The 23643-nt window shown below is 60.4% G+C and carries 19 protein-coding genes and 3 tRNA genes; 14 read left to right on the top strand and 8 right to left on the bottom strand.

The window, feature by feature from the left end; genetic code table 11:
* The first annotated feature begins 33 nt into the window (after nt 1-33).
* Nucleotides 34-1146 carry a HupE/UreJ family protein gene (locus tag J7394_RS13350; protein WP_209253688.1) on the top strand — a complete coding sequence of 371 codons (1113 nt, stop codon included), beginning with the start codon at nt 34-36 and terminating at the stop codon, nt 1144-1146.
* On the opposite strand, the gene J7394_RS13345 is transcribed toward J7394_RS13350, so the two are convergent.
* Nucleotides 1143-1763 (bottom strand): thiamine phosphate synthase, encoded by a 621-nt coding sequence (locus J7394_RS13345; protein WP_209253687.1) that lies wholly within the window; start codon nt 1761-1763, stop codon nt 1143-1145. The two genes, J7394_RS13350 and J7394_RS13345, sit on opposite strands and share 4 nt — an antisense overlap.
* Before the next feature lie 161 nt (nt 1764-1924).
* Here J7394_RS13345 and J7394_RS13340 point away from each other — a divergent pair, with 161 nt between their 5' ends.
* From J7394_RS13340 to J7394_RS13325, 4 genes are all read left to right on the top strand, one after another.
* Nucleotides 1925-2668 (top strand): RNA methyltransferase, encoded by a 744-nt coding sequence (locus tag J7394_RS13340; RefSeq protein ID WP_209253686.1) that lies wholly within the window; start codon nt 1925-1927, stop codon nt 2666-2668.
* Nucleotides 2669-2730: 62 nt separating this feature from the next.
* The gene (ctaA, locus tag J7394_RS13335; RefSeq protein ID WP_209253685.1) at nt 2731-3876 is read left to right on the top strand and encodes a heme A synthase; all 1146 of its coding nucleotides are present in this window, start codon (nt 2731-2733) and stop codon (nt 3874-3876) included.
* A 4-nt stretch (nt 3877-3880) separates the two neighbouring features.
* Nucleotides 3881-5350 (top strand): carboxypeptidase M32, encoded by a 1470-nt coding sequence (locus J7394_RS13330; RefSeq protein ID WP_209253683.1) that lies wholly within the window; start codon nt 3881-3883, stop codon nt 5348-5350.
* An 87-nt stretch (nt 5351-5437) separates the two neighbouring features.
* Nucleotides 5438-6673, top strand: a complete 1236-nt coding sequence (locus tag J7394_RS13325) for a DsbA family protein (RefSeq protein ID WP_371812010.1) — start codon at nt 5438-5440, stop codon at nt 6671-6673.
* A 60-nt stretch (nt 6674-6733) separates the two neighbouring features.
* On the opposite strand, the gene gyrA is transcribed toward J7394_RS13325, so the two are convergent.
* Complete coding sequence (gene gyrA, locus J7394_RS13320; RefSeq protein ID WP_209253681.1) at nt 6734-9472, bottom strand: DNA gyrase subunit A; 2739 nt, start codon at nt 9470-9472, stop codon at nt 6734-6736.
* A gap of 193 nt (nt 9473-9665) precedes the next feature.
* Here gyrA and J7394_RS13315 point away from each other — a divergent pair, with 193 nt between their 5' ends.
* Nucleotides 9666-9935 carry an usg protein gene (locus J7394_RS13315; protein ID WP_209253679.1) on the top strand — a complete coding sequence of 90 codons (270 nt, stop codon included), beginning with the start codon at nt 9666-9668 and terminating at the stop codon, nt 9933-9935.
* A gap of 4 nt (nt 9936-9939) precedes the next feature.
* Here the strand turns inward: J7394_RS13315 and J7394_RS13310 are convergent, their stop codons facing one another.
* Nucleotides 9940-11508, bottom strand: a complete 1569-nt coding sequence (locus J7394_RS13310; protein ID WP_209253677.1) for a caspase family protein — start codon at nt 11506-11508, stop codon at nt 9940-9942.
* 190 nt (nt 11509-11698) lie between these two features.
* Between J7394_RS13310 and zwf the strand changes: the two genes are divergently transcribed.
* From zwf to J7394_RS13290, 4 genes are all read left to right on the top strand, one after another.
* Nucleotides 11699-13150 (top strand): glucose-6-phosphate dehydrogenase, encoded by a 1452-nt coding sequence (gene zwf, locus J7394_RS13305; protein ID WP_209253676.1) that lies wholly within the window; start codon nt 11699-11701, stop codon nt 13148-13150.
* Nucleotides 13147-13818: a 6-phosphogluconolactonase gene (pgl, locus tag J7394_RS13300; protein ID WP_209253675.1), complete on the top strand. Its 672-nt coding sequence runs from the start codon at nt 13147-13149 to the stop codon at nt 13816-13818. The genes zwf and pgl overlap by 4 nt, the downstream gene beginning before the upstream one ends.
* A gap of 3 nt (nt 13819-13821) precedes the next feature.
* Nucleotides 13822-15429, top strand: coding sequence for a glucose-6-phosphate isomerase (pgi, locus tag J7394_RS13295; RefSeq protein WP_209253674.1), 1608 nt, complete (start codon nt 13822-13824; stop codon nt 15427-15429).
* 184 nt (nt 15430-15613) lie between these two features.
* The gene (locus tag J7394_RS13290; RefSeq protein WP_209253673.1) at nt 15614-17233 is read left to right on the top strand and encodes a long-chain-fatty-acid--CoA ligase; all 1620 of its coding nucleotides are present in this window, start codon (nt 15614-15616) and stop codon (nt 17231-17233) included.
* An 11-nt stretch (nt 17234-17244) separates the two neighbouring features.
* Here the strand turns inward: J7394_RS13290 and J7394_RS13285 are convergent.
* From J7394_RS13285 to J7394_RS13275, 3 genes are all read right to left on the bottom strand, one after another.
* A tRNA-Asn gene (locus tag J7394_RS13285) sits at nt 17245-17319 on the bottom strand.
* A gap of 133 nt (nt 17320-17452) precedes the next feature.
* Nucleotides 17453-17527 (bottom strand) — tRNA-Asn (locus tag J7394_RS13280).
* Nucleotides 17528-17602: 75 nt separating this feature from the next.
* Nucleotides 17603-18517 (bottom strand): MBL fold metallo-hydrolase, encoded by a 915-nt coding sequence (locus J7394_RS13275; RefSeq protein ID WP_209253672.1) that lies wholly within the window; start codon nt 18515-18517, stop codon nt 17603-17605.
* Nucleotides 18518-18561: 44 nt separating this feature from the next.
* Between J7394_RS13275 and J7394_RS13270 the strand changes: the two genes are divergently transcribed.
* Nucleotides 18562-19881, top strand: a complete 1320-nt coding sequence (locus J7394_RS13270; RefSeq protein ID WP_209253671.1) for an ATP-binding protein — start codon at nt 18562-18564, stop codon at nt 19879-19881.
* A gap of 32 nt (nt 19882-19913) precedes the next feature.
* Here the strand turns inward: J7394_RS13270 and J7394_RS13265 are convergent.
* Nucleotides 19914-19990 (bottom strand) — tRNA-Ile (locus tag J7394_RS13265).
* Nucleotides 19991-20097: 107 nt separating this feature from the next.
* On the opposite strand from J7394_RS13265, the gene purM reads away from it, so the two are divergent.
* From purM to rnd, 3 genes are all read left to right on the top strand, one after another.
* Complete coding sequence (gene purM / locus J7394_RS13260; RefSeq protein ID WP_209253669.1) at nt 20098-21144, top strand: phosphoribosylformylglycinamidine cyclo-ligase; 1047 nt, start codon at nt 20098-20100, stop codon at nt 21142-21144.
* Nucleotides 21141-21737 (top strand): phosphoribosylglycinamide formyltransferase, encoded by a 597-nt coding sequence (gene purN, locus J7394_RS13255; protein WP_209253667.1) that lies wholly within the window; start codon nt 21141-21143, stop codon nt 21735-21737. The genes purM and purN overlap by 4 nt, the downstream gene beginning before the upstream one ends.
* 109 nt (nt 21738-21846) lie before the next feature.
* Nucleotides 21847-23004 (top strand): ribonuclease D, encoded by a 1158-nt coding sequence (gene rnd, locus J7394_RS13250; RefSeq protein WP_209253665.1) that lies wholly within the window; start codon nt 21847-21849, stop codon nt 23002-23004.
* A 4-nt stretch (nt 23005-23008) separates the two neighbouring features.
* Here the strand turns inward: rnd and J7394_RS13245 are convergent, their stop codons facing one another.
* Complete coding sequence (locus tag J7394_RS13245) at nt 23009-23536, bottom strand: hypothetical protein (protein WP_209253663.1); 528 nt, start codon at nt 23534-23536, stop codon at nt 23009-23011.
* Nucleotides 23537-23643: the final 107 nt, after the last annotated feature.

The raw sequence follows: 23643 nt of genomic DNA, 5'->3' as shown, positions 1-23643 counted from the left end.
TATGATTGATGATTTTATTGATGAGCGTCGCAGATGAGCGGTATTTTCCGTTTCCTCCTGATTTTGCCTGCTTTTCTGGCCGTTTCGGCATGGTCCGCGAAGGCGCAGACCGCCCCGACGATAGTCGAGTTCTGGACGAAGGCAGACACTCTGTTTCTTGAGGTCACGCTGAATGCCGAAATGTTCCTGTCCGGGATCGACCCCGAAGCCCGCCCCGATTTCGCCGATGACGCCCGGTACAGAGAGCTGCGCCGGCGCGTCTCCTCAGAGCTGGAGCCTGAGGTTCGGGCTTTTGTCAAAGACTGGGCCGAGACGCTGAGGGTTGAGGTCGCAGGCGCGGCCCGCCTGTCCTATGAGGGCGTGCGTATTCCTATTGTTGGCGATCCTGATACTCCGCGTCTGTCAAAGCTGCTGCTGGCCGCGCCGCTGCCGGATGGGGCATCCAGTCTGCGCCTGACATGGCCCGAGGGGCACGGGCCTGCCGTCGTGAAACAACAGCGTGTCGACGCGCCCTACACGGGCTATCTGGTCGCCGGAGAGGTCAGCCCTCTGATCCCGTTGCAAGGCGGTGCCGCGCTCGGCCCGCAACAGGTGCTGGAGGTGTTTCTGCCAAAGGGTCTGTCTCGCATTCTTCCGCATGGCTTTCACGAAATCGCCCTTGTCCTGTCGCTGGTCTTTTTGACCCTCAGCCTGCGTCCGATGTTGGCGCAGATGCTGTTTGTGTCCCTCGGGCTGATCTTCGGTCTGGCGCTGTCGGTCTATGGCGCGGTTGCTTTGCCTTTCGCGGCCTCCTCTCAGGCGCTTACGGTTGCAACCCTCGTTTTGGCGCTGTGGAATGTGGTTCTTAGGCGGCTGACCGTATTCCGTCTGCTGGCGGTTTTCGGGACCGGATTGTTGTGTGGGATCACGCTCAGCACTTCGTTGGCGACGATTGGGGTGCCACCGGATCATTTGCCGCCCGCGATATTCGGCTATGCGGGCGGGGTGCTGGTGGCGCTTTACGCCATCGCTGCCGCAGTTTTTGCGGTCTCAGCTTTGATTTCCGGGGCGTCTGAGAGGATGCGAGGCCGGATATCGGTTCTGGCCTCGATCCTGATTGCGGGAATTTCCGTCTATTGGTTGGCCGAGCCCCTGATACTCAGCTAAGCCATATGGGACAAAAGCTCGTTCAGAGCGGCCGCCGGGTCCTCGGCCGACCAGATTTCATCGCCGATGCCGAAGAAATCCGTATGCGGGGACAGAGTGCGGATCAGGTCTGGGGTCAGGCCGCCCTCGGCCACGATCGGGACCTCAATCATCTCCGACCACCATTGGAACAGGTCTTTCTCGGCCAAGGTTCCATCGCCCAGAGAAGACGCTCCGACAGGACCGAAGGCGACGTAGTCAACGCCTGCTTCGCCAGCCGTCAGGCCATCATGGCTGGAGGACCCGCAAAAGCTGCCGACAATCGCATCTGCGCCAAGCTCTTTGCGAGCACCCCGGACCGAGCGTGCCGCGTCGTCCAAATGTACGCCGTCCAGCCCCAGCCGTTGCGCCAGCAGGACGTGGTTCGAGATCACGATGGCCACGTCACGCGCATGGGCAACCTCGCGGCAGGCATCTGCGGCGCGCGCGATCGTGTCCTCGTCATTCCCAGCCAAGGCCAGCCGGATGCAGGCGATCTCGGACCCGTCCAGAACCCGCGCCAATTGGTCGGGGAAGGTGCTAAGCGTGATGGTCGGCGGTGTGATCAGATAGATCTGAGGCTGCTCGGGGGTGTCCATTAGCGCGTCCTTCGCTTTCATTCTTTGGCGCGGTTTAGCGGATTGAACGCGGGAAGCAAACTTTTAAGCCTGCCGAGCGGGTATTTGGGAACAGAAGAAGAGGATCGGGTTGCCCTGATGAGGCTGGGTGATTAGAGCAGGCGGAGTTTTCGGAGACAGCCATGCCCAGTGACACCTCTCAGCCTTCCTTCGTGCTCGTGCGCCCGCAAATGGGCGAAAACATCGGGGCCGCCGCGCGGGCGATGTGGAATTTCGGGCTGGACCGGATGCGGATCGTGGCTCCTCGGGACGGGTGGCCGAACCCGAAGGCGGTGGCGATGTCCAGCGGCGCCGGTCGGCTTCTGGATGAGGCGCAACTGTTTGACGATCTGGCGGGGTCGCTGTCAGACACCACCTTTGTGTTTGCGACCACCGCACGGCAACGCGGGTTGACCAAGCCGGTCTACAGCCCGGAACGCGCCATGCAGATCGCGGCTGAAAAGGTTGCCGCGGGCGAAAAGGTGGCAGTGTTGTTTGGCCCCGAACGCGCGGGGCTTGAGAATGAGGACATCGCCAAAGCCAATGCTATCATCTCGGTGCCCGTGAACCCGGAATATGCCTCGCTCAACCTTGGACAATGCGTGCTGCTGACCGCCTATGAGTGGATGCGTCAGACCAGTGATGTGGTGCATGAGGCCACCGATCTGGGCAAGGGCGACTGGGCGACAGGGATCGAGGTCGAGAAGCTGGTCGAACACTATGAAGATAGGCTGGAAGAGGCGGGTTTCTTCTACCCGCCCGAAAAGGCCGAGGGCATGAAGACCAATCTGCGCAACCTGTGGTCCCGGATGCGGATGACGCGGGCGGATGTACAGATGCTGCACGGTGTCATGCGTCAGATGGTCCGTTGGAAAGACAAGGGGTAAGGCTGGACCTTGCCCCTCACTGGCCCTAGCTTGCGACGAAATCCAGGACATATGAGGACAGCATGAGCGCCAAGCGCAGCATCTTCGAAGAAGTCTCAGACACCGAAAAACAACAGGCCGTTCAACCCGGTATGATCGACAAGGGCCGGGGCGGGGCACGCAAGGCGATCCGGGCGTGGCTGATGATCCTGTTCGTTCTGGTCGTTGTGATGATCGCCGTGGGGGGCCTGACCCGTCTGACCGATAGCGGGCTGTCGATCACCGAATGGCGTCCGATCACCGGGGCCATCCCGCCGATGACCGAGGCCGACTGGCAATCCGAATTCGACAAATACAAGGAAATCGACCAGTGGCGCATCCAGAACCAGTGGATGGAGCTGAACGATTTCAAGTTCATCTACTGGTGGGAATGGGGCCACCGCCAATTGGGCCGCGTGATCGGCTTGGTTTGGGCGCTTGGTTTCTTTGGCTTCCTGATCGCGCGCAAAATCCCCACGGGTTGGACCGGCAAACTGCTGATCCCCGGTGCCTTGGGCGGCGTTCAGGGTGCGGTCGGCTGGTGGATGGTTGCCTCGGGTGTGACGCAGGGCGAAGGCATGACGGCCGTTGCAAGCTATCGTCTTGCGACGCATCTGGGCTTGGCCTTCGTGATCCTTGGGTTCCTCGCATGGTATATCTTTGAGCTGGGCCGAGATGAGCGCGACCTGATGCAGGCGCGCCGCGCGAAAGAGGCGAAACTGTTCTCGCTCTCGACCGGCCTCCTGCATTTCACCTTTTTACAGATACTCATCGGTGCGCTGGTCGCCGGGATCGACGCTGGACGGTCCTACACCGACTGGCCCCTGATCGGTGGGCAGCTCTTGCCGCCAGATGCGACCATGCTGGAACCGATGTGGCGCAACTTCTTCGAAAGCCCCGGTCTGGTGCAATTCATCCACCGTTGCGCGGGCTATCTGCTGTTCATCTTCGCCATCATCGTCTGGCGTCGGGGGCAGAGCAGTGCCCATCCGCAAACCCGTTTTGCCTTCAACGCAGCCTTTGCAGCCCTGTCTTTACAGGTGGTGGTCGGGATCGTCACGGTCGTCTACGCAGCCCCGTGGCAGATCGCCATTTTCCACCAATTCATGGCCGTCGTCGTCTGGACCCTGATCCTGCGCGCGCGCTTCCTGAGCGGCTATCCCATTGCAACCTCAATCCGTGGAGCGTGACCCGATGAGCGCCTTTGATGACCTGATGGCCTTTCAACGTGAAACTTCGGCCCTTGGTCAGATCGCCGGCCGGCTTGGCTGGGATCAGGAAACCATGATGCCGCGCGGAGCTGCCCCGCAACGGGCCGAGGAAATGGCCGCGATCGAGGCCGTTTTGCACGCCCGCAAATCCGACCCGCGCGTGGCCGAATGGCTGGACCAGGCCGACGCGAGTGATGCCTCGGGTCGGGCCCAGCTGCGTGAGATCCGTCGGTCTTATGAACGCACGATCAAAGTCCCCGCCGATCTGGCGAAGGCGCTTGCTCGGGTCACCTCTGCCGCGCAGGGCAAATGGGCGCAGGCGCGCGCGGATGAGGATGTCTCGGCTTTTCTGCCCGTGCTGGAAGAGGTCGTCGCGCTGAAACGCGAGGAAGGGGCCGCACTGGCGCAAGGTGGTGACGTCTACGACGCCATGGTCGAGGATTATGAGCCCTATACGACAGGCGCCCAGATTGCCGAGATTTTCGATCAGATGCGCCCCCGCTTGGTGGCGTTGCGGGCTACGGTTCTGGATCAGCCCGCCCCAAAGGCTCTGGAGGGTTCGTTCGACGAAACCGAACAGATGCGCCTTTCTCAAAAACTGGCGCGTGCCTTCGGTTATGACCTGAACCGGGGCCGCGTCGACAAGGCGGTGCATCCGTTCAGCTCGGGCAGTGGCTCGGACGTGCGGATCACGACCCGGACCAGCGCGACCGACCCGTTCAACTGCTTTTACTCAACCATTCATGAGGTCGGCCACGCCGCCTATGAACAGGGTATCAACCCCGACTACGCGCTGACGCCTCTGGGGCAGGGCGTGTCGATGGGGGTGCATGAAAGCCAAAGCCGGATCTATGAGAACCAGCTTGGCCGCTCGCGGGCCTTCACCGGGTGGCTGTTCACCCAGATGCGCGACGCGTTCGGGGATTTCGGGATCGCGGATGCCGACGCCTTCTACGCGACCGTGAACCACGTCCAGAACGGCTATATCCGGACCGAGGCGGATGAGGTGCAATATAACCTTCACATCATGCTGCGGTTCGATCTGGAACGCGCATTGATGGCCGGAGACCTGCAGGTCTCGGACCTTGAGGCCGCGTGGAATGACCGCTTCAAGGCGGATTTCGGTTATGCGGTCGACAAGCCCTCGAACGGGTGTTTGCAGGATGTGCATTGGTCCGTGGGGCTGTTCGGCTATTTCCCGACCTATTCGCTGGGCAACGTCTATGCCGGGTGTCTCTATCAGGCGCTGCGCAGCGCTGTGCCGGGGCTGGATGGCCAATTGGCCGAAGGTGATACCTCGGGCGCGACCACGTGGTTGCGCGAAAACGTCCAGCAATATGGCGGGCTCTACGCCCCGCGTGAGGTCATCGCGCGTGCAAGTGGTGTTGAACCGGGGCCGGACCCGCTGCTGAGTTATCTGGAGCAGAAATTCGGTGCGCTCTACGGGCTGTAACCCGGACCACTCACGTTGCCGTGTGGCCGCGTGGTATTCCGCGTGGGATTGGCTAGGGTAGGGCATCTGACCCCGGTGGAGACGACTGTGCCCTTCACATCTTTGGTAAAACCCCGGCTGGCCGAAGTTATCACCAGCCGAGGTCTGCAAAACGCGCGTCGAGGCATGCATGATCTGGGCCGAAGGGCGCGTGGCGCGCGACACGAGGTTCACTATTTTCACGATGCGTCAGACCCGTATTGCGCACTGACGGCTCAGGTTTTGCCGGCATTTGAGGCGCGCTATGACATTGTGCTGCGCCCGCATTTGATCTCAGGCCCGCCAGTCGAGGCGGTTCCCGATCCGAAAGCGCATCGCGAGAACGCCTACAAGGATGCAACGCGTTTGGCGCAAAAGCTGAATTTGGACGCGCCGAAGGCGGATGGTGTGACGTCAGAGATCAACGCGCGTCTGGTCGCCCATCTTGGTGAGCCGGATTTCGCGCAACATCTCAAAGCCATCAGCGCTGCCCAATGGGCTGGGCGGGATTTACCTGTGGGGAGCGAGAGTGACCCGACTGCGGCCATTCGCGCCGGTGATCAGGCGTTGCGCGTGAAGGGACACTACCTCGGCGGCACGTTTTACTATGGCGGTGAATGGTACTGGGGGGTGGACCGGCTGCACTATCTTGAAGACAGGTTGCAGAGCGCCGGGCTGGGCAAAGGCCCCTTTCTGACGCCAACCCCAGAGCCGGTGTTTGGCAGCCAAGCCGCCTCGAAAACCGTCGAGTTCTTTTTCTCATTCCGCAGCCCGTATTCCTATCTGGCTTTTGACCGGGTTCAGCACTTGGCAGAACAATGCAACGCGGAACTGATCCTGCGCCCAGTGTTGCCAATGCTGATGCGCGGCCTACCTGTACCCAAGGCGAAGTCCCGATACATCCTGCAGGATTGCACGCGTGAAGCACGGCGGCTGGGTATCCCGTTTGGCCTCATCTGCGACCCTTTGGGGAGCGGGGTCGAGCGCGGCTATGCGCTATTCGACTACGCCGAAGCCGAAGGTCGAATGGCAGCGTTTTGCTCCGCCTTCATGCGCTCAGTCTGGTCGGAAGGCGTAGACGCGGCCAGCGACAAGGGCCTCTCTCACATCGTCAAGGCCGCCGGTTTGAATTGGACAACGGCGCGCGATGAGCTGAAATCACAGACTTGGCGTCGGCGGGTTGAGCAGAACCAAAACAGGCTGCAAGACCTCGGCCTTTGGGGTGTTCCCAGCTTCCACGTCGAGGGTCAGAGCATCTGGGGGCAGGATCGGCTCTGGGCTGTGGCTGATCTATTGAGGCGCTGAATCAAAACAGGCGCTGCCCGGGTTCGGATAGCGCCTGTTTCATGTTCTCTAGCTGCAAGACTATTCCTCGGCCTCGTCCTCATCGCCCTGATCGGCGATCCAGGCGACGCTGACGACCTCTTCACCCTTGCCGGTGTTGAATACCCGCACGCCGCCGGCGCTGCGGGACCGGAAGGAAATGCCATCGACCGGCACACGGATCGACTGGCCCTTCGACGTCGCCAGCATGATCTGATCGTCGATCTCGACCGGGAAGGAAGCGACAAGTTCGCCGCCGCGCATCGCTTTGTCCATTGCGGCAACGCCCATACCGCCACGTCCGCGGACGGGGTAGTCGTGGCTGGAGCTCAGCTTGCCCGCACCGCCCGCTGTAATGGTCAGGATCAGGTTCTCGGCGGCCGACATCTCGGCATAGCGTTCCTGAGGCAACACGCTGTCGGCATTGCCTTCATCCTCATCGCCCTCGGCCTCATCGGTAACGCCCGCCATCAGACGGCGCATCTTGAGGTAGGCGGCCCGCTCATCCGAGGTCGCATCGAAGTGGCGGATGACGGACATCGAAACCACTTCGTCATTGCCGGACAGGCGCACACCGCGCACACCGACCGAGGAGCGGCTGTTGAACACCCGCACATCCGTCGTTGGGAAGCGGATTGCACGGCCGGATTTAGTGACCAGCATCACATCATCCTCTTCCGAGCAGATGCGCGCGTTGATCAGCTTCGTCTCGGCGTGCTCATCTTCGAACTTCATGGCGATCTTGCCGTTACGCTTCACATTGGTGAAGTCGGACAGGCGGTTGCGCCGTACGGTGCCTGCGCTAGTGGCGAAGACGACCTGAAGGTTCTCCCATTCCTCGTCCGGAACGTCGACCGGCATGATCGCCGCGATGGAGACCCCGGTCGGGATTGGCAGGATGTTGACGATCGCCTTGCCCTTGCCGGTGCGCCCCGATTGCGGCAGGCGCCAGGTCTTCAGCTTGTAGACCATGCCATCGGTCGTGAAGAACAGCAGCTGCGTATGGGTGTTGGCCACGAAGAGGGTGGTGACCACGTCCTCTTCCTTGGTCTGCATCCCCGACAGGCCCTTGCCGCCACGCTTTTGCGCCCGGAAATCGGCCAGCGGAGTACGTTTGATATAGCCGCCCGAGGTGACGGTCACGACCATGTCTTCGCGTTCAATCAGGTCCTCGTCTTCCATGTCGCCGGACCAATCGACGATCTCGGTGCGACGGGGTACCGCGAATTGATCGCGGACTTCGCGCAGCTCATCGCCAATGATCGACATGATCCGTTCGCGCGAGGACAGAATATCCAGATATTCCTTGATCTTGGCGGCCAGTTGTTCCAGCTCGTCCGTGACCTCTTTGACGCCCAGTTGGGTCAGGCGCTGCAGGCGCAACTCGAGGATCGCACGGGCCTGAACTTCGGTCAGGTTATAGGTGCCGTCGTCGTTCATCTTGGACAGCGGGTCGTCGATCAGGCGCAGATAGCCTTCGATCTCGGCCGCAGGCCAGCGGCGCGTCATCAGCTTTTCACGCGCCTCGGCAGCGTCGGCGGAGGACCGGATGGTTGCAACCACTTCGTCCACATTCGAGACGGCCACCGCTAGACCACAGAGGATGTGGCTCCGCTCGCGAGCTTTGCGCAGATCGTATGCGGTGCGGCGGGCGACGACATCCTCGCGGAAGTCGATGAAGGATGTCAGGAACCGGCGCAGGGTCAGTTGCTCGGGCCGACCACCATTCAGGGCCAGCATGTTGCAGCCGAACGAGGTCTGCATCGGTGAGAAGCGATAAAGCTGGTTCAGCACCACCTCAGGTGTCGCGTCGCGTTTCAACTCGACCACCACGCGCACACCGTTGCGGTCAGATTCGTCCTGTACGTGGGACACGCCTTCGATGCGCTTTTCGCGCACGGCTTCGGCGATTTTTTCGATCATCGAGGCTTTGTTCACCTGATAGGGAATCTCATCCACGACGATCGCGTAACGGTCTTTACGCAGTTCCTCGACCCGTGTCTTGGCGCGGATGATGACACTGCCACGGCCTTCCAAGTAAGCTTTGCGCGCACCGGAACGACCCAGCATAACGCCGCCGGTCGGGAAATCGGGGCCGGGGACGTATTCGATCAGTTGTTCCGAGGTCAGATCCGGGTCGTCAATCAGCGCCAGCGTTGCATCAACTACCTCGCCCAGATTGTGCGGCGGGATATTCGTCGCCATGCCCACGGCAATACCGCCAGCGCCATTGACCAGCATGTTCGGGAAGCGGGCGGGCAGGACGGTCGGCTCTTTGTCCTTGCCGTCGTAGTTGTCCTGAAAATCGACCGTTTCTTTTTCGATATCAGCCAGCAGGGCAGCGGCAGGTTTGTCCATCCGCACTTCGGTGTAACGCATGGCTGCCGGGTTGTCGCCGTCCATCGAGCCAAAGTTGCCCTGACCGTCCAGCAGCGGCAGCGACATCGAGAAATCCTGCGCCATCCGCACCAGCGCATCATAGATCGCGCTGTCGCCATGCGGGTGGTATTTACCCATCACATCGCCGACCGGACGGGCCGATTTGCGATAGGCCTTGTCATGCGTGTTACCCGTCTCGTGCATCGCGTACAAAATCCGCCGATGCACGGGTTTCAAACCATCGCGCAGATCGGGGATCGCGCGGGAAACGATGACCGACATGGCATAGTCCAGATAGGACGTGCGCATCTCGGATTCGATGGAGACCGTCGGGCCGTCATAGACAGGGCGCTCGGGCGGGGTTTCATCCATGTTTTCAGGTGTTTCTGGCGTATCGCTCACGTAAACTGCTCGTTTCTTGTGCAGACTCTATATTTTGTGGTTCCACTCTATCAGACCCGGCACATAAGGTGCAAGCAAGCAACGAATCCGCGTGTGAAAATCCAAAGTAACACTCGGGTAACATCTTGTTATCCAACTGTTAGGTGGTTTTGCTGCTATCATAGAGAGACCCTGAATGAAATCGGAGGTCTGAATGCAGCAAAGCGAAACCGAATTGATACTGAAGGGATACGGTCTGACGACGGCGGAATTCTTCTACCATATGCCCGACTATATCCATGTCCTGAATACGTTTATCTGGCAGGAATATGATCTCGCGCCGGATCATCCGAAACTGTTCGAATTCATCGACTTTTGGCAGCGTGAGATTGAGGGGCCTTTGCACTCGGTCAAGTTCACCCATCGCAAGATGATCGCGCCGGGGGAGTGGCGCAATATGGTGGGTGAATTCCGCGTAAACTGACGCCTTATCCGGCGCGCCATGCGTAGACTGAACACCCGGTTGAGCCCGAGCTGGTAAAGCTGTTGCCATCTTCAGAAAGACGACCGCGCCATTGAACCGTGATGCCGGGGAAATAGTCGGTGCCGCTGATCTGTTGGTCATTCACATAGATCACCGTGTTGGCTTTTTGACCCAGCGAGTCGGTGAGGCTCCCGGTGTATTTATTGCCACCGGCATGAGAGTAGCGCACTGTTCCGGTCACTTTGACGACCACCGCGCAAGTGGCCTTGAACTGCCAGGTGCCAGCCATCGTCACACTCGCTGACACAGACGGGGCAGGGGCCGGTGTGGGTGCCGGTGCAGCGACAACCTTGCAGATCGTGCCGCTTTTGCCCTGCAACTCTTCCAATGCGTGCTGAGTTCCCAAATCATCTGCCCCCAATTGCGACGCGCTCGCGTCGCGGTAGCGTGCAAAGGCCTGTCTTGTGCGTGGTCCGGCGACACCATCTGCGCCTCCGGCACTGCAGCCCAGCGCGTTCAAGGCCGATTGCGTGGCGCGCATCACTTCGCGCGAATCTGAAATGACCGGGGTGTTTGTGGCTTCGGGGGCCGGAGTTCGCTCTGTCTCGATTGGCAATTCGACCGAGGCTAGGCTGTCGCGTAGCTGCAGAGCCACCTCGTAGGAGTAGTTCTCGGACTGATCCTCGTATTTCTCAAGAAAGGCGTCCAGCGCGGTCACCGTCCCGACCGAGCGCGCAAGCTCTAGATCCGCGCGCATGTCATCTGTCGGGGGCGTTGGCGTGGTCCGCGGGACTGTTGCGACAGCAGGGGTGAAATAGAACTCTCCCAGCAGCTCATCATAGTAAGCGGGGATTTGCGTGTGCTGAACAGTGCGGGACAGGTCGCGCACCTCGCGCCGCAGGTCCGATACCATGCTGCGCAGCTCAAGACCCGGTTCTGACAGGCGCGGCAGCAACGCGCGGGTGAAGACTGAGTTCTTCGCGGGTTCATCATCGCTAAGGCGGTCCAGGGCCATCTGGCCAGCCCCGGCGGAGAAGATCACGAACATACCCTCAGGCGCGTTGATGCGACCCAAGCCGCGAGTACGCCCGACACTGCGCCCCGATACAGTCTCGAACGGATTGTCGCGGCAGGCGTCTATGATCGCGATGGAAGTGCGCGCGCCGGTGGCACGGACGCGGTCCAGCAGATTCGAAAGGGCGATGGATTCGGATTTCACGAAATCGGTCTCGCCGGACGAGGGCGCGACGATATCGGTGGGCAGCAGGTAATTCTCGCCGTCGATCTCGACCCCGTGACCGGCGAAGAACACAAAAGCGGTATCGCCAGCCTCGAGCCGGGCCGTGAAGTCCGCGATTTTCTGGTTCATGCCGCGTCGGTCGAGGTTCAGACCTTGGATGGTTTCAAAGCCCAGATCTTCCAGCTTGTCGGAAACGGCCTCGGCATCGGCGACGGCTTTCTTCAGATCAACGACCGAGTTGTACTGATTATTGCCGATCACAAGGGCCAAACGCTCTTGCGCCCATAGCGGGGCGGCGAAACATGTAAACAGAAAAAACAGAAACTTGTTCATCTCAACAACCCAAACTGGAATGATCCTGTTACATCTATAGCGGAAAACCGCCGCGTCCCTCAGTGATTTGGATTACTTTGGCTTTACCAGTCGAATAAGAGGTGGTTTTCGGGTCATGTGTCGGAAAAAAGAAGTGCTGATGATTGCGCTAACATTGGACATGACCTTAGGGGCAGGTTAAGGACAACTCATGGTTTCACGCGTCATTCCCGTCGATCCGTTCGATCTGGTCATTTTCGGCGGCACCGGAGATCTTGCGCAGCGCAAGATCCTGCCCGCCTTGTTTCGCAGGTTCTGCGCGGGGCAGTGGCCCGAAAGCGCACGCATCATTGCGGCGGCGCGCAGTGAACTTTCGACGGATGCGTTCCGAAAACTCGTGGCCGAGTCGTTGCGGAGCTATGCGCCCAGACGGTCGGGCGAGGTTGAGAATCTGCAAGGTTTCCTGCAGCGCCTCGACTACGTCCAGCTGGATGCGCTCTCAACCGGCGGGTGGGATGAGCTGGCAGGCAAACTGACCCCGGACCGGGTGCGCGCGTTTTATTTCTCGGTCGGTCCCAGCCTGTTTGCCCCTCTGGCCGAACGTATCCGCGCACATGCGCTTGCGACCGAGGACACTCGCATCGTGGTTGAAAAACCCTTTGGCCACGATCTGGAAAGCGCGCGGGATTTGAATGCGACGCTGGCGGCGCATTTCGACGAAGGGCAGATCTATCGGATCGACCACTATCTGGGGAAAGAAACCGTCCAGAACCTGATGGCCGTGCGGTTTGGCAACATGCTGTTCGAGCCGCTCTGGAACAGCCAATACGTAGATCACATCCAGATCACCGTGGCCGAAACGGTCGGCGTCAAAGGGCGTGAGGACTATTACGAGCGCGCCGGAGCCATGCGCGACATGGTGCAGAACCACCTGATGCAACTGCTCTGCCTGATCGCAATGGAGCCGCCCGCAAAATTCGATCCCGATGCCGTGCGTGACGAAAAGCTCAAGGTCATCCGCGCGCTTGATCCGGTTGAGCCGCACCACATTGTACGCGGGCAGTTTGCTGAGGCCGATGGGGCGGGCTATCGTGAGGTTGTCGGAAATCCTCGTTCGACCACGGAAAGCTACGTGGCCCTGAAGGCGCATATAAGCAACTGGCGATGGGCTGGGACGCCGTTCTACCTGCGCACCGGCAAGCAGCTGGTGGCGCGCTCGTCGGTGATCAACGTGCAGTTCAAGGATGCACCGCATTCGATCTTTGGTGAGGCAGCAGGGCGACACGCCAATGCCTTGTCCATCCGGTTGCAACCGAATGAGGGGATCACCCTGAAGGTGACCATTAAAGAGCCGGGGCAAGGAGGTATGCGTCTGATCGACGTGCCGCTCGATATGAGCTTTGCCGAGGCGCTCGGGCCGGAAAATCAGGACCCGCCCGATGCTTATGAACGGCTGATCATGGACGTGATCCGGGGCAACCAGACCCTGTTCATGCGTGGTGATGAGGTCGAGGCCGCCTGGGCCTGGACCGATCCGATCATCGCCGGATGGCAGGCGCGGGGTGATGTCCCCAAACCCTATGACAGTGGCAGCACAGGGCCGGGCGACGCCGAGCTGCTGATGAAACGAGACGGTCGCCACTGGCAGGGAATCAAGCCATGAATATTCAGAAATATGCCGACCGCGACATGTTGGCGATCGATGTGGCCAACGCATTGGCCGGAGAATTGGAGGCCGCGTTGTTGCATGACGACACGGTGGCCCTCGCAGTGCCGGGCGGGACGACTCCGGGGCCGGTTTTTGATGTCCTATGTGCAGCAGATCTGGACTGGGCGCGGATACGCGTGCTGCCGACCGACGAACGCTGTGTGCCTGCGGACAGTGACCGCTCGAACGAGCGTCTGATCCGCGAGCGTCTACTGACCAACCGCGCCTCGGTGGCGCAATATGTACCTCTCTATGTCCCTGGGGCCGCACCCGAGGACGCTCTGCCTGAGATCGAATCATTGATCGCACCGGTGCTGCCTTTGTCGGTACTGGTGTTGGGGATGGGAGGCGATATGCACACAGCCTCACTGTTTCCCGGAATGCAGGGGTTGGCCGAGGCGTTGGACAGCAACGCGCCGACGCTGGCCGTGGCGCGAACGGATGTGCAACCGGAACCGCGCATCACCCTGACGGCTCCGGTCCTGGATGGGGCCTTGTCGAAACATCTGATCATCTTCGGCGCTGAGAAGCGGGAAGCGCTTGAGAAGGCCATGTCTCTGCCGCCTGAAGAGGCCCCGATTGCGGCCGTTCTGGGCGGCATGACCGTGCATTGGGCGGAGTGAGCCATGCAGCTGGATAGATTGAAAGCACTGGCAGCATCGCAGCAGGCGCGCATTCTCGACCTGTTCGAAGTGGACGCGGATCGTGCACAGGGGTTCTCTGCCTCAACCGGCGATATGCTGTTCGACTACTCAAAAACGCAGATCAACGGCGAGATCCGGGATGCTTTGATCCAATTGTGCAACCAAGCCGATCTGGCCGCGCGCCGTGAGGCGATGTTTTCTGGCCAGAAGATCAACGAGACCGAAGATCGAGCGGTGTTGCACACGGCGTTGCGAAACCTGGACGGCGGCGCTGTTGAGGTCGATGGTCAGGATGTCATGCCGGACGTTCTGGACACTTTGCAGCGGATGCGTGTCTTCGCCGAGGAGGTGCGCGGAGGCACGGCAGCCGGGGCAGGGGGCAGCTTTACCGATGTGGTGAATATCGGCATCGGAGGTTCGGATCTGGGGCCGGTGATGGCGTCCCATGCGCTGTCGCCCTACCATGACGGTCCGCGTTTGCACTATGTCTCGAACGTCGATGGCGCGCATATAGCGGATACGTTGCGCCAGTTGGACCCGACCCGAACATTGGTGATCGTGGCCTCAAAAACCTTCACAACGATTGAAACCATGACCAACGCCCGCACCGCGCGGGCATGGATGAGCGAGGGCGGAGGAGACCCCGCCAAGCAGTTCGCCGCCGTCTCAAGCGCGTTGGACAAAACGCAGGCCTTCGGCATCCCAGAGGACCGCGTATTCGGTTTCGCGGATTGGGTCGGAGGGCGGTACTCTGTCTGGGGTCCTGTCGGATTGCCGGTGATGATCGCGATTGGCTCAAATGCGTTCGATGCGTTCCTGCGGGGCGGACAGGCGATGGACCTGCATTTCCGCTCGGCCGACTGGTCCGAGAACGTGCCAGTGATGCTCGCCTTGGTCGGAATCTGGCATCGTCAGGTGCTGGGCCATGCCAGCCGCGCGGTGTTGCCCTATGACCAACGGCTGTTGCGCCTGCCGGCCTATTTCCAGCAGCTTGAGATGGAATCGAACGGCAAATCGGTCGCAATGGATGGCAGCGCACTGACAATGCCGTCCGGGCCTGTTGTTTGGGGTGAGCCAGGCACCAATGGTCAGCATGCCTTCTACCAGTTGATCCATCAGGGCACCGACGTGATCCCCTGCGAATTCATGGTCGCCGCTGAAGGACATGAGCCGGAGCTGGCCCATCACCACCGCCTGCTTTTGGCCAACTGCCTTGCGCAGTCCGAGGCCTTGATGCGCGGTCGTTCGCTTGACGAAGCCAGCGCCCGAATGGCCGCCAAAGGCTTGCAAGGCGACGAACTCGACCGTCAGGCACGGCATCGGGTGTTTCCGGGCAACCGGCCCTCGACCACCTTGATCTATCCCAAGCTGACGCCCTTTGTGCTGGGGCAGATCATTGCGCTTTATGAACATCGGGTGTTCGTCGAAGGCGTTCTTCTGGGCATCAATTCCTTCGATCAATGGGGTGTCGAATTGGGCAAAGAACTTGCCACCTCGCTCGGGCCGATCGTGGACGGAGAAGAGAGCGCGGACGACAAGGATGGCTCGACCGCCGCCTTGGTCGCCTATGCCCTGCGCCACCGCAATTGACGTGGTGAAATGCGGCCCAGGCCAATCTCGGTCTGCAATCTTTTTATTGTCAGACAAATAATTGCTTGGCAGGGTTCTCCCCAATGAACCGTCAAGATTGATCACCCGGCCACCTGCCCGCGTATCACTCTAAGCACGGAATGGCCGCCGACAGCGTGGCCTGAACAAAAAAGGGAGGATGTCCATGCTGGGACAGATGATGACGCAGCCCTTGCTGATCTCGTCACTGATTGATCACGCCGAGCGCTACCACGGTCAGACGGAAATCGTGTCGGTTGAGACGGACGGCACCGTAACGCAGACCAATTGGTCCGAAGTGGCCCGCAACGCTCGCCGGTTGGGATCGGCATTGACCAAGCTTGGACTGGAACCGCAGGACCGCATCGGCACTCTGGCCTGGAACAATCGCCGCCACCTTGAGATCTACTATGCCACTTCGGGCGCCGGTTTCGTGTGTCACACGATCAATCCACGCCTCTTCCCCGAGCAGCTGACCTACATCATCAACCACGCCCAGGATCGCGTTCTGTTTTTTGATGCCACCTTCATCCCTCTGGTCGCCGCGTTGCAAGAAGGTCTCGGCGAGGTTCATCACTTTGTGCTGATGGGCCCGCGTGACGACGAAGCGGCAGCGCAGATCGACGGGTTGCAATTCTATGACGAGTTGATCGAGACGGGTGATGCCGATTTCGCATGGCCGGACTTGGATGAAAACACGGCCTCCGGCCTGTGTTACACTTCGGGCACGACGGGCCATCCCAAAGGGGTGCTGTACTCGCATCGCTCGACCGTATTGCATGGCTTTGCCTCGAATGCGCGAGACGTCATTGGCTATTCGGCGATGGATGTCGTGATGCCCGTGGTGCCGATGTTCCATGTCAATGCCTGGGGGTCGCCCTATGGCTGCGCCATGTCCGGCTCGCGCATGGTTTTGCCTGGGCCGGGACTGCATGGTGAGGCACTCGTCAACCTGATTGACACCTATAGCGTGACGGTCGCGATGGGTGTTCCTACGATTTGGCAAGGCCTTCTGGCCCACGCCGCGCAATCCGACAGCAATCTCGCCAGTCTTGAGCGCACCGTAATCGGAGGCGCCGCTTGTCCACCCTCGATGATCGAAACCTTCCGCGAGGTCTACGACGTTGACACCGTCCACGCCTGGGGCATGAGTGAAATGAGTCCGCTGGGCTCAACCAATGTCCCGATTGCCAAACATCGCGACCTGCCGATCGACGAGCAGCACCGTCTACGCGAAAGCCAGGGGCGGCCTCCCTATGGGGTTGAGCTGAAGATCGTGGATGACGACGGTAACGATTTGCCCCATGACGGCGAAACCCAAGGCGACCTGATGGTGCGTGGCCCATGGGTGCTGGACAGCTATTTCCAGATGCAGGACGAGGCGCTTCTGCAGGACGGCTGGTTCGCCACCGGGGACGTCGCAACGCTGGATGCAGACGGCTACATGACGATCCGCGACCGCTCCAAGGACATCATCAAATCAGGCGGCGAATGGATCAGCTCGGTCGAGTTGGAAAACATCGCAGTCGCCCATCCAAAACTCGCCACAGCTGCAGTGGTTGGGGTGCCGCACCCCAAATGGGACGAGCGTCCGATTCTGGTCGCCGTGAAGGCCGAGGGAGAGGAGCCGTCAGAGGAAGAACTGCTATCCTTCTTCGATGGCAAGATCGCCAAATGGCAAGTGCCGGACAAGGTTGTGTTCATCGACGCTCTGCCGTTGAACGCCACGGGAAAGGTGCTGAAACGGACCTTGCGCACGCAGTTTGCCGACGCTTTGACGGGGTGATCTGGGGGAATTGGCTCCGGCGGTAGGGATCGAACCTACGACCAATTGATTAACAGTCAACTGCTCTACCGCTGAGCTACGCCGGAACGGTTCGCGCCGTATAGCAAGCTGTTTTCGCGGCGTCCAGTGGGGGATGAAAAGTTTTTTCTGCCGATCAGCAAAGCGCAGTTCAGGCCCGTCTGGACCATGACCAATTTCACCAGATTTTGCTGAGAAGATTGGCTCCGGCGGTAGGGATCGAACCTACGACCAATTGATTAACAGTCAACTGCTCTACCGCTGAGCTACGCCGGAACTGAGGGGCGTATAACAACCCCGATTTTTGACGTCCAGAGGGGAAGCGCGAGAAATCAGAATTTTTTGACGCACTCACAACCGCCGCCGGAAAACCGCATCTGACGCAAGCGGGCCATCGTAGGTGACTTTGGATTTTCCTGCCAAATCAATCAAATGCGCCAGGACGTTACGCTCGGCTGCGGGCAGCAGGGCTTTAGGGGTATCGGTGTAGATACGCTCGGCCAATTGCCGGGCCGAGCCTTGCCGATCTGCCAGAGCCGCCAGGATTTGCGCTTCTCGCCCCAAGCGATGTTGAATCAACCACTCCAACCGCTCAGCAGGGTTTTCGATCGGCGCGCCATGGCCTGCGTGAAAGACAGACCAGTCGCGCTGTTTCAGCCGATGACAGGCCGCCATGAAGTCGGTGAGGTCTCCGTCGGGGGGAGAGACGAGCGAGCTGGCCCAACCCATCACGTGATCCGCCGTAAAGCAGATATCGCCCCAAGCCAGCGCGATGTGATTGCCCAGATGACCGGGGGTGTGGATGACCTCGAGCTGCCAGTCGTCGCCCGTGATGCGTTCTCCGTCCGCCAATTCGATATCTGGCCGGAATGCGGTGTCGATACCTTCTCCGCCTTGCACCATGCCACTTTTGGCGAGGTCGGCCATGACCGCACTGCGCCCGGCCTCAGGGCCTCCAAAGGCCAGAATCGGGGCACCCGTGCGGGCCGCGAGAGGGGCGGCCAGAGGCGAATGATCCAGATGGGTGTGGGTCACGAGGATGTGGCTGATTCTCTGATCGGGTGTCAGCGCGTCCAGAATCGCCTCAAGATGCGCGCCGCTCAGCGGTCCGGGGTCGATCACCGCCAGATCCCGCGTGCCCAGAAGATAGGTGTTCGTGCCCCGATACGTCATCGGCGACGGATTCGGAGCCAGAATGCGCTGCAAACCCGGATGCAGCTCCTGCGCCACGCCAGCTGGCGGGTTGAATTCGTCAGGTGCCTGCATTCTGTCCTCTTTCTCTTGTCCGGGCAGCCCGCTAGGTTTAGCGCATGTCCACGCAATGGCTCAAACCCTATATGCCGCGCGGCCTGTATGTCCGGGCTGCGCTGATTCTCGTCCTGCCGGTGGTGGCCTTGCTGCTGGTGGTGGGCATTGCGTTCCTGCAAAAGCATCTGGAGGACGTGACCGCGCAAATGACGCAAGCCGCCGCGCGTGAGGTCCGACTGATCACTCAGACCATGGCCGAATCTGAGACCCGGCAACAGGCGCTGGCCGCCGTGCGTCCCGATCTGAGCGCTCTGTCGATGAATATGCAGTTCCTCGATGCGGATGAGATGCCGGAAATCGGCCGGCGCAGATGGTACGACTTTATTGCGCCACAGGTTGAGGCAGATCTGATGGCGGAATTGCCTGACCTTGAGGCGGTTGCCCTGCCCAGCGGGCAAGAGGCGCGCCTCTATATGCCCACTCATCTGGGTCTGTTGCAGCTGACCTTTGATCGACGGCGTCTGTCCCCTGCGGCGCCGCATCAGTTGATCGTGACGATGGTTTTTTTTGCCATCATCATGACCTCGATCTCGTTTCTATACATGCGCAACCAGCTCCGGCCCATCACACGGCTTGCGGATGCGGCACAGGCTTTTGGTCGAGGACGGGTGGTGCCGTATTCCCCCGGCGGCGCGGTCGAGGTCCGGGCGGCAGGCAACGCTTTTCTCGACATGCGGGCGCGGATCGAGCGGCAGATGGAGCAGCGAACAATGATGCTATCGGGTGTCAGCCATGACCTGCGTACTCCGCTGACACGGCTGAAACTGGGTCTGTCAATGCTGCCCGAAGAAGAGGCTGCGCCGTTGCAGCAGGACGTAACAGAGATGCAATCGCTTCTGGATGCGTTCCTCGACTTTTCCCGCGGTGCTGCCGAAGGTGCTCCTGAAGAGGTCGATCCCGAAGATTTGCTGACGCAGATCGTCAGCGATGCAAGACGGGCTGGCCATAAGGCGGAACTGGTTACCGTCGACGGGCAGGGGACAGCGATGTTGCGACCATCGGCCATGCGCCGGGCGGTCGAGAACCTGATCGGCAATGCCGTGCGCTATGGCAGCAAGGCGGATGTCAGCCTGACGCTGACGCCCAAATCGCTGCGCATCCGGGTCGAGGATGATGGGCCGGGTATCCCTCCCGAACAGCGGACCGAGGCCGTTAAGCCCTTTTCCCGCCTGGACCCTGCACGCAATCAGAACCAAGGAAGCGGTGTGGGGCTGGGCCTTGCCATCGTCGCCGACATCGCCCGCGCCCATGGCGGCGTCTTGCGCCTTGGCAAAAGCGAGAGACTGGGCGGGCTGTGTGCCGACATCATCGTAGGGCGCTAGAGGTGTGGTATTCTAAGGAAAACAGCGGAATTTGGTAGGCCCGGCAGGACTTGAACCCGCAACCAAAGCGTTATGAGCGCTCTGCTCTAACCAATTGAGCTACAGGCCCGCCTGAGCGCTTTGAGTACCACGGTGATCGCCCGCGTCAAGCCTGACCGTTGCATCAAAGCGCACAATCGACTAACCCGCCCGCAAACCATTCATGAGGGATAGGCCATGACAGCGGGCAAGAACGGAATCACCTACGCCGACGCGGGTGTGGATATTGATGCAGGCAACGCCCTGGTCGACCGCATCAAGCCTGCCGCCAAACGCACCAATCGCCCCGGAGTCATGAGCGGTCTGGGCGGGTTCGGCGCGCTGTTTGACCTCAAGGCCGCAGGCTATGAAGACCCCATTCTGGTGGGGGCCACCGACGGTGTTGGCACCAAGCTGCGGATTGCGATTGATACCGGTGTTGTCGATGGCGTCGGCATTGATCTGGTCGCCATGTGCGTCAACGACCTGATCTGTCAGGGCGCTGAGCCATTGTTCTTCCTTGATTATTTCGCCACCGGCAAGCTGGACACCGACACCGCCGCGCGGATCATCGAAGGCATTGCCGAAGGCTGCGCGCAGTCGGGTTGCGCCCTGATCGGTGGCGAAACCGCCGAGATGCCGGGCATGTATCCCGATGGTGATTTCGATCTGGCCGGGTTCTCGGTCGGAGCGATGGAGCGGGGTGCCGATCTGCCCGACGGTGTGCAAGCAGGGGACGTTCTGCTGGGGCTGGCCTCGAACGGGGTGCATTCCAACGGCTACTCTCTGGTGCGCAAACTGGTCGAAATTTCCGGGCTGGGTTGGGAGGCCGACTCGCCGTTTAGCGACGGCACGCTGGGCGAGTCGCTGCTGACGCCGACGCGGCTCTATGTGAAGCCTGCTCTGGCTGCGATCCGCGCCGGGGGTGTGCATGCGCTGGCTCATATCACCGGCGGCGGTCTGACCGAAAACCTGCCGCGTGTTCTGCCCGAAGGGCTGGGTGCTGAGATCAATCTGGACGCATGGGACCTGCCGCCCGTCTTCGGTTGGATGGCCGAAACTGGCGGGATTGCCGAAGCTGAGATGTTGAAGACCTTCAACTGCGGCATCGGCCTGATCGTGGTCTGCGCTGCCGATCAGGCTGAGGTACTGACTGAATTGCTGGCCGAGGCGGGTGAGACTGTGTCGCGCATCGGCACCGTGACTAACGCGGTTGGCGTGGCCTATTCGGGCGAACTGCTGTGAGCCACAGGCGCGTCGCGATCCTGATTTCCGGCGGCGGGTCGAACATGGTCTCTCTGGTCGACAGCATGACCCGAGACCATCCTGCGCGCCCATGTCTGGTTCTGTCCAACGACGCGCAGGCCGGTGGTCTGGCAAAGGCGCGGGATCGCGGCATCGAAACGGCCGTGGTTGATCACCGCCCCTTCAAAGGGGATCGGGCGGCGTTTGAGGCGGAACTCCTGAAACCGCTTGAGGCTGCGCAACCTGATATCGTCTGTCTGGCCGGGTTCATGCGGGTTCTGACCGGCGATTTCGTCTCGCGCTTTCAAGGACGGATGCTGAACATTCATCCCTCGCTGCTGCCGAAATACAAAGGCCTGCACACCCATGCCCGCGCGATCGAAGCAGGCGATGCCGAACACGGCTGCACCGTGCATGAGGTCACCGCAGCGCTGGATGATGGCCCAATTCTGGGGCAGGCGCGGGTAACCATTGCACCCGAGGACACCCCCGACAGCCTCGCCGCCAAAGTGCTGCTTTATGAGCATCAGCTCTACCCGTCGGTGCTGCGGCGGTATGTGGAAGGCAACAGGTCCGTTCTTATGCTGCCCTGATCGCCCTTGGGTGATTTACACCCGGCGGAAATTCGTCCTATGGTCGCCGATAACGCTCGGGACGGTAGAAAAACGGGCAGTCACACAAAGAACAAGAATAGTACGGCGCATGAGAACTCTGACAACGACGCAAGAGCTGGCTGATTTCTGCTCGGCTGCTGCTGCCTTTCCCTATGTCACTGTAGATACCGAATTTCTGCGCGAGCGGACCTACTATTCAAAACTGTGTCTGGTCCAGTTGGCCGTCCCTTCTGAGGATGAAGACAGTGCCGTTCTGGTCGACCCATTGGCCGATGGCATCTCGCTTGAGCCGCTCTATGAGCTGTTCCGGAATGAGGGCGTGGTCAAAGTGTTCCACGCCGCGCGTCAGGATCTGGAAATCTTCTGGGTCGATGCGAACGTATTTCCAACCCCGCTGTTTGACACGCAGGTTGCCGCGATGGTCTGCGGCTTTGGCGAACAGGTCGGCTATGAGACGCTGGTGCGCAAGATCTGCAAGCAGGGGGTGGATAAAACCTCGCGCTTTACTGACTGGTCGCGGCGTCCTTTGACAGATGCGCAAAAGACATATGCGCTGGCCGATGTGACCCATCTGCGCAAGATCTACGAACATCTCGCGGCTGAGCTTGAGAAAACCAAGCGCAGCCATTGGGTATCCGAGGAACTGCGCATCCTGACCCAGCCCGGCACCTATGACATCCGGCCCGAAGATGCGTGGAAACGTGTCAAAACGCGGACGAATTCGGCCAAGTTTCTGGCGGTTGTGCGAGAGTTGGCACAGTTCCGCGAATCTCACGCACAGGACAACAACATCCCGCGCAATCGCGTGTTCAAGGATGACGCGCTGATCGAGCTGGCCTCGACCAAACCCAAAACGCCGTCGGACCTTGGCGGCTCGCGCCTATTGCTGCGAGAAGCGCGCAAGGGGGCGATTGCGGAAGGCATTCTGGCGGCTGTCAAAAAGGGTGTGAACTGTCCGCCCGAACAGCTGCCCAAGGTCGACACGAGCCGCGACAAACTAAAGGTGAACCCAGCGCTGGCCGATCTGTTGCGGGTGCTGCTGAAATCGAAAACCGAAAGCTCGGGCGTGGCGGCAAAGCTGATCGCCACCAGCGCCGAACTGGACCAGATTGCAGCGGGCGAGCGCGGCCTTCCCTCCATGACCGGCTGGAGGTTCGAGGTGTTCGGTGAGGATGCTCTGAAGCTGTGCGAAGGCAAGATCGCACTGGCTGCAAAGGGGCAAAACGTGAAGGTCGTGCCCCTCTGACCGTTTAGCGGCGGCGCGATTCCAAGGCGTTTTGCTGGCCGACCACACGGACCAGACGAATGCCTTCAAGCTCCTGTCGGGAGACGTTGATGGCGTCGGAGACCATGCGCGAACGCTCAGTGCCCTGCGCCGTTTGCGCCTTGGGGTAGTTCACTCGGAACGTAAACTCCATCACGCCGTTCTTCTGGTTTTCTTCCGACTCCACGGGAACCAGACGGGCGTTGAACGCGCCCTGGCGTTGCGCCGTGCCCGAGGCATAGACGATCGCTCCGGTTGGCGTTGCGTCGATCCGCAACTCGTCGATTTTTGCAATCGGAACGCTGGTGTCTTCTTCTTCGGGGCGGTCAAACAGGCCGATGCCCTCGCGCTGTTTGGGGACCAGGGCATAGGCCTCGTCCACCGGAGCGGTTTCGACTGGGGCGGGTTGGCTGGATCCAAACCAGTTGGACGGGTTCGCCCGCGAATCGCGCCAGCTGTTGCAGGCAGACAGGGTCAACGCGGCGACGACAAGAAGAGACAGTGATTTTTGCATGGACCCACGGCTTTAACAGTCATTCATGCAATGGGTTAGCGTAATTTGCCTGCCTTGAAAAGCCACGGCGAGGGCTGGACAGGGGGCTATCGTCGGCATAGGTCACA

This window comes from Ruegeria sp. R13_0 (assembly GCF_017743995.1).
Lineage (GTDB): Bacteria > Pseudomonadota > Alphaproteobacteria > Rhodobacterales > Rhodobacteraceae > Ruegeria.
This window is presented reverse-complemented; position numbering and strand designations above follow the sequence as displayed.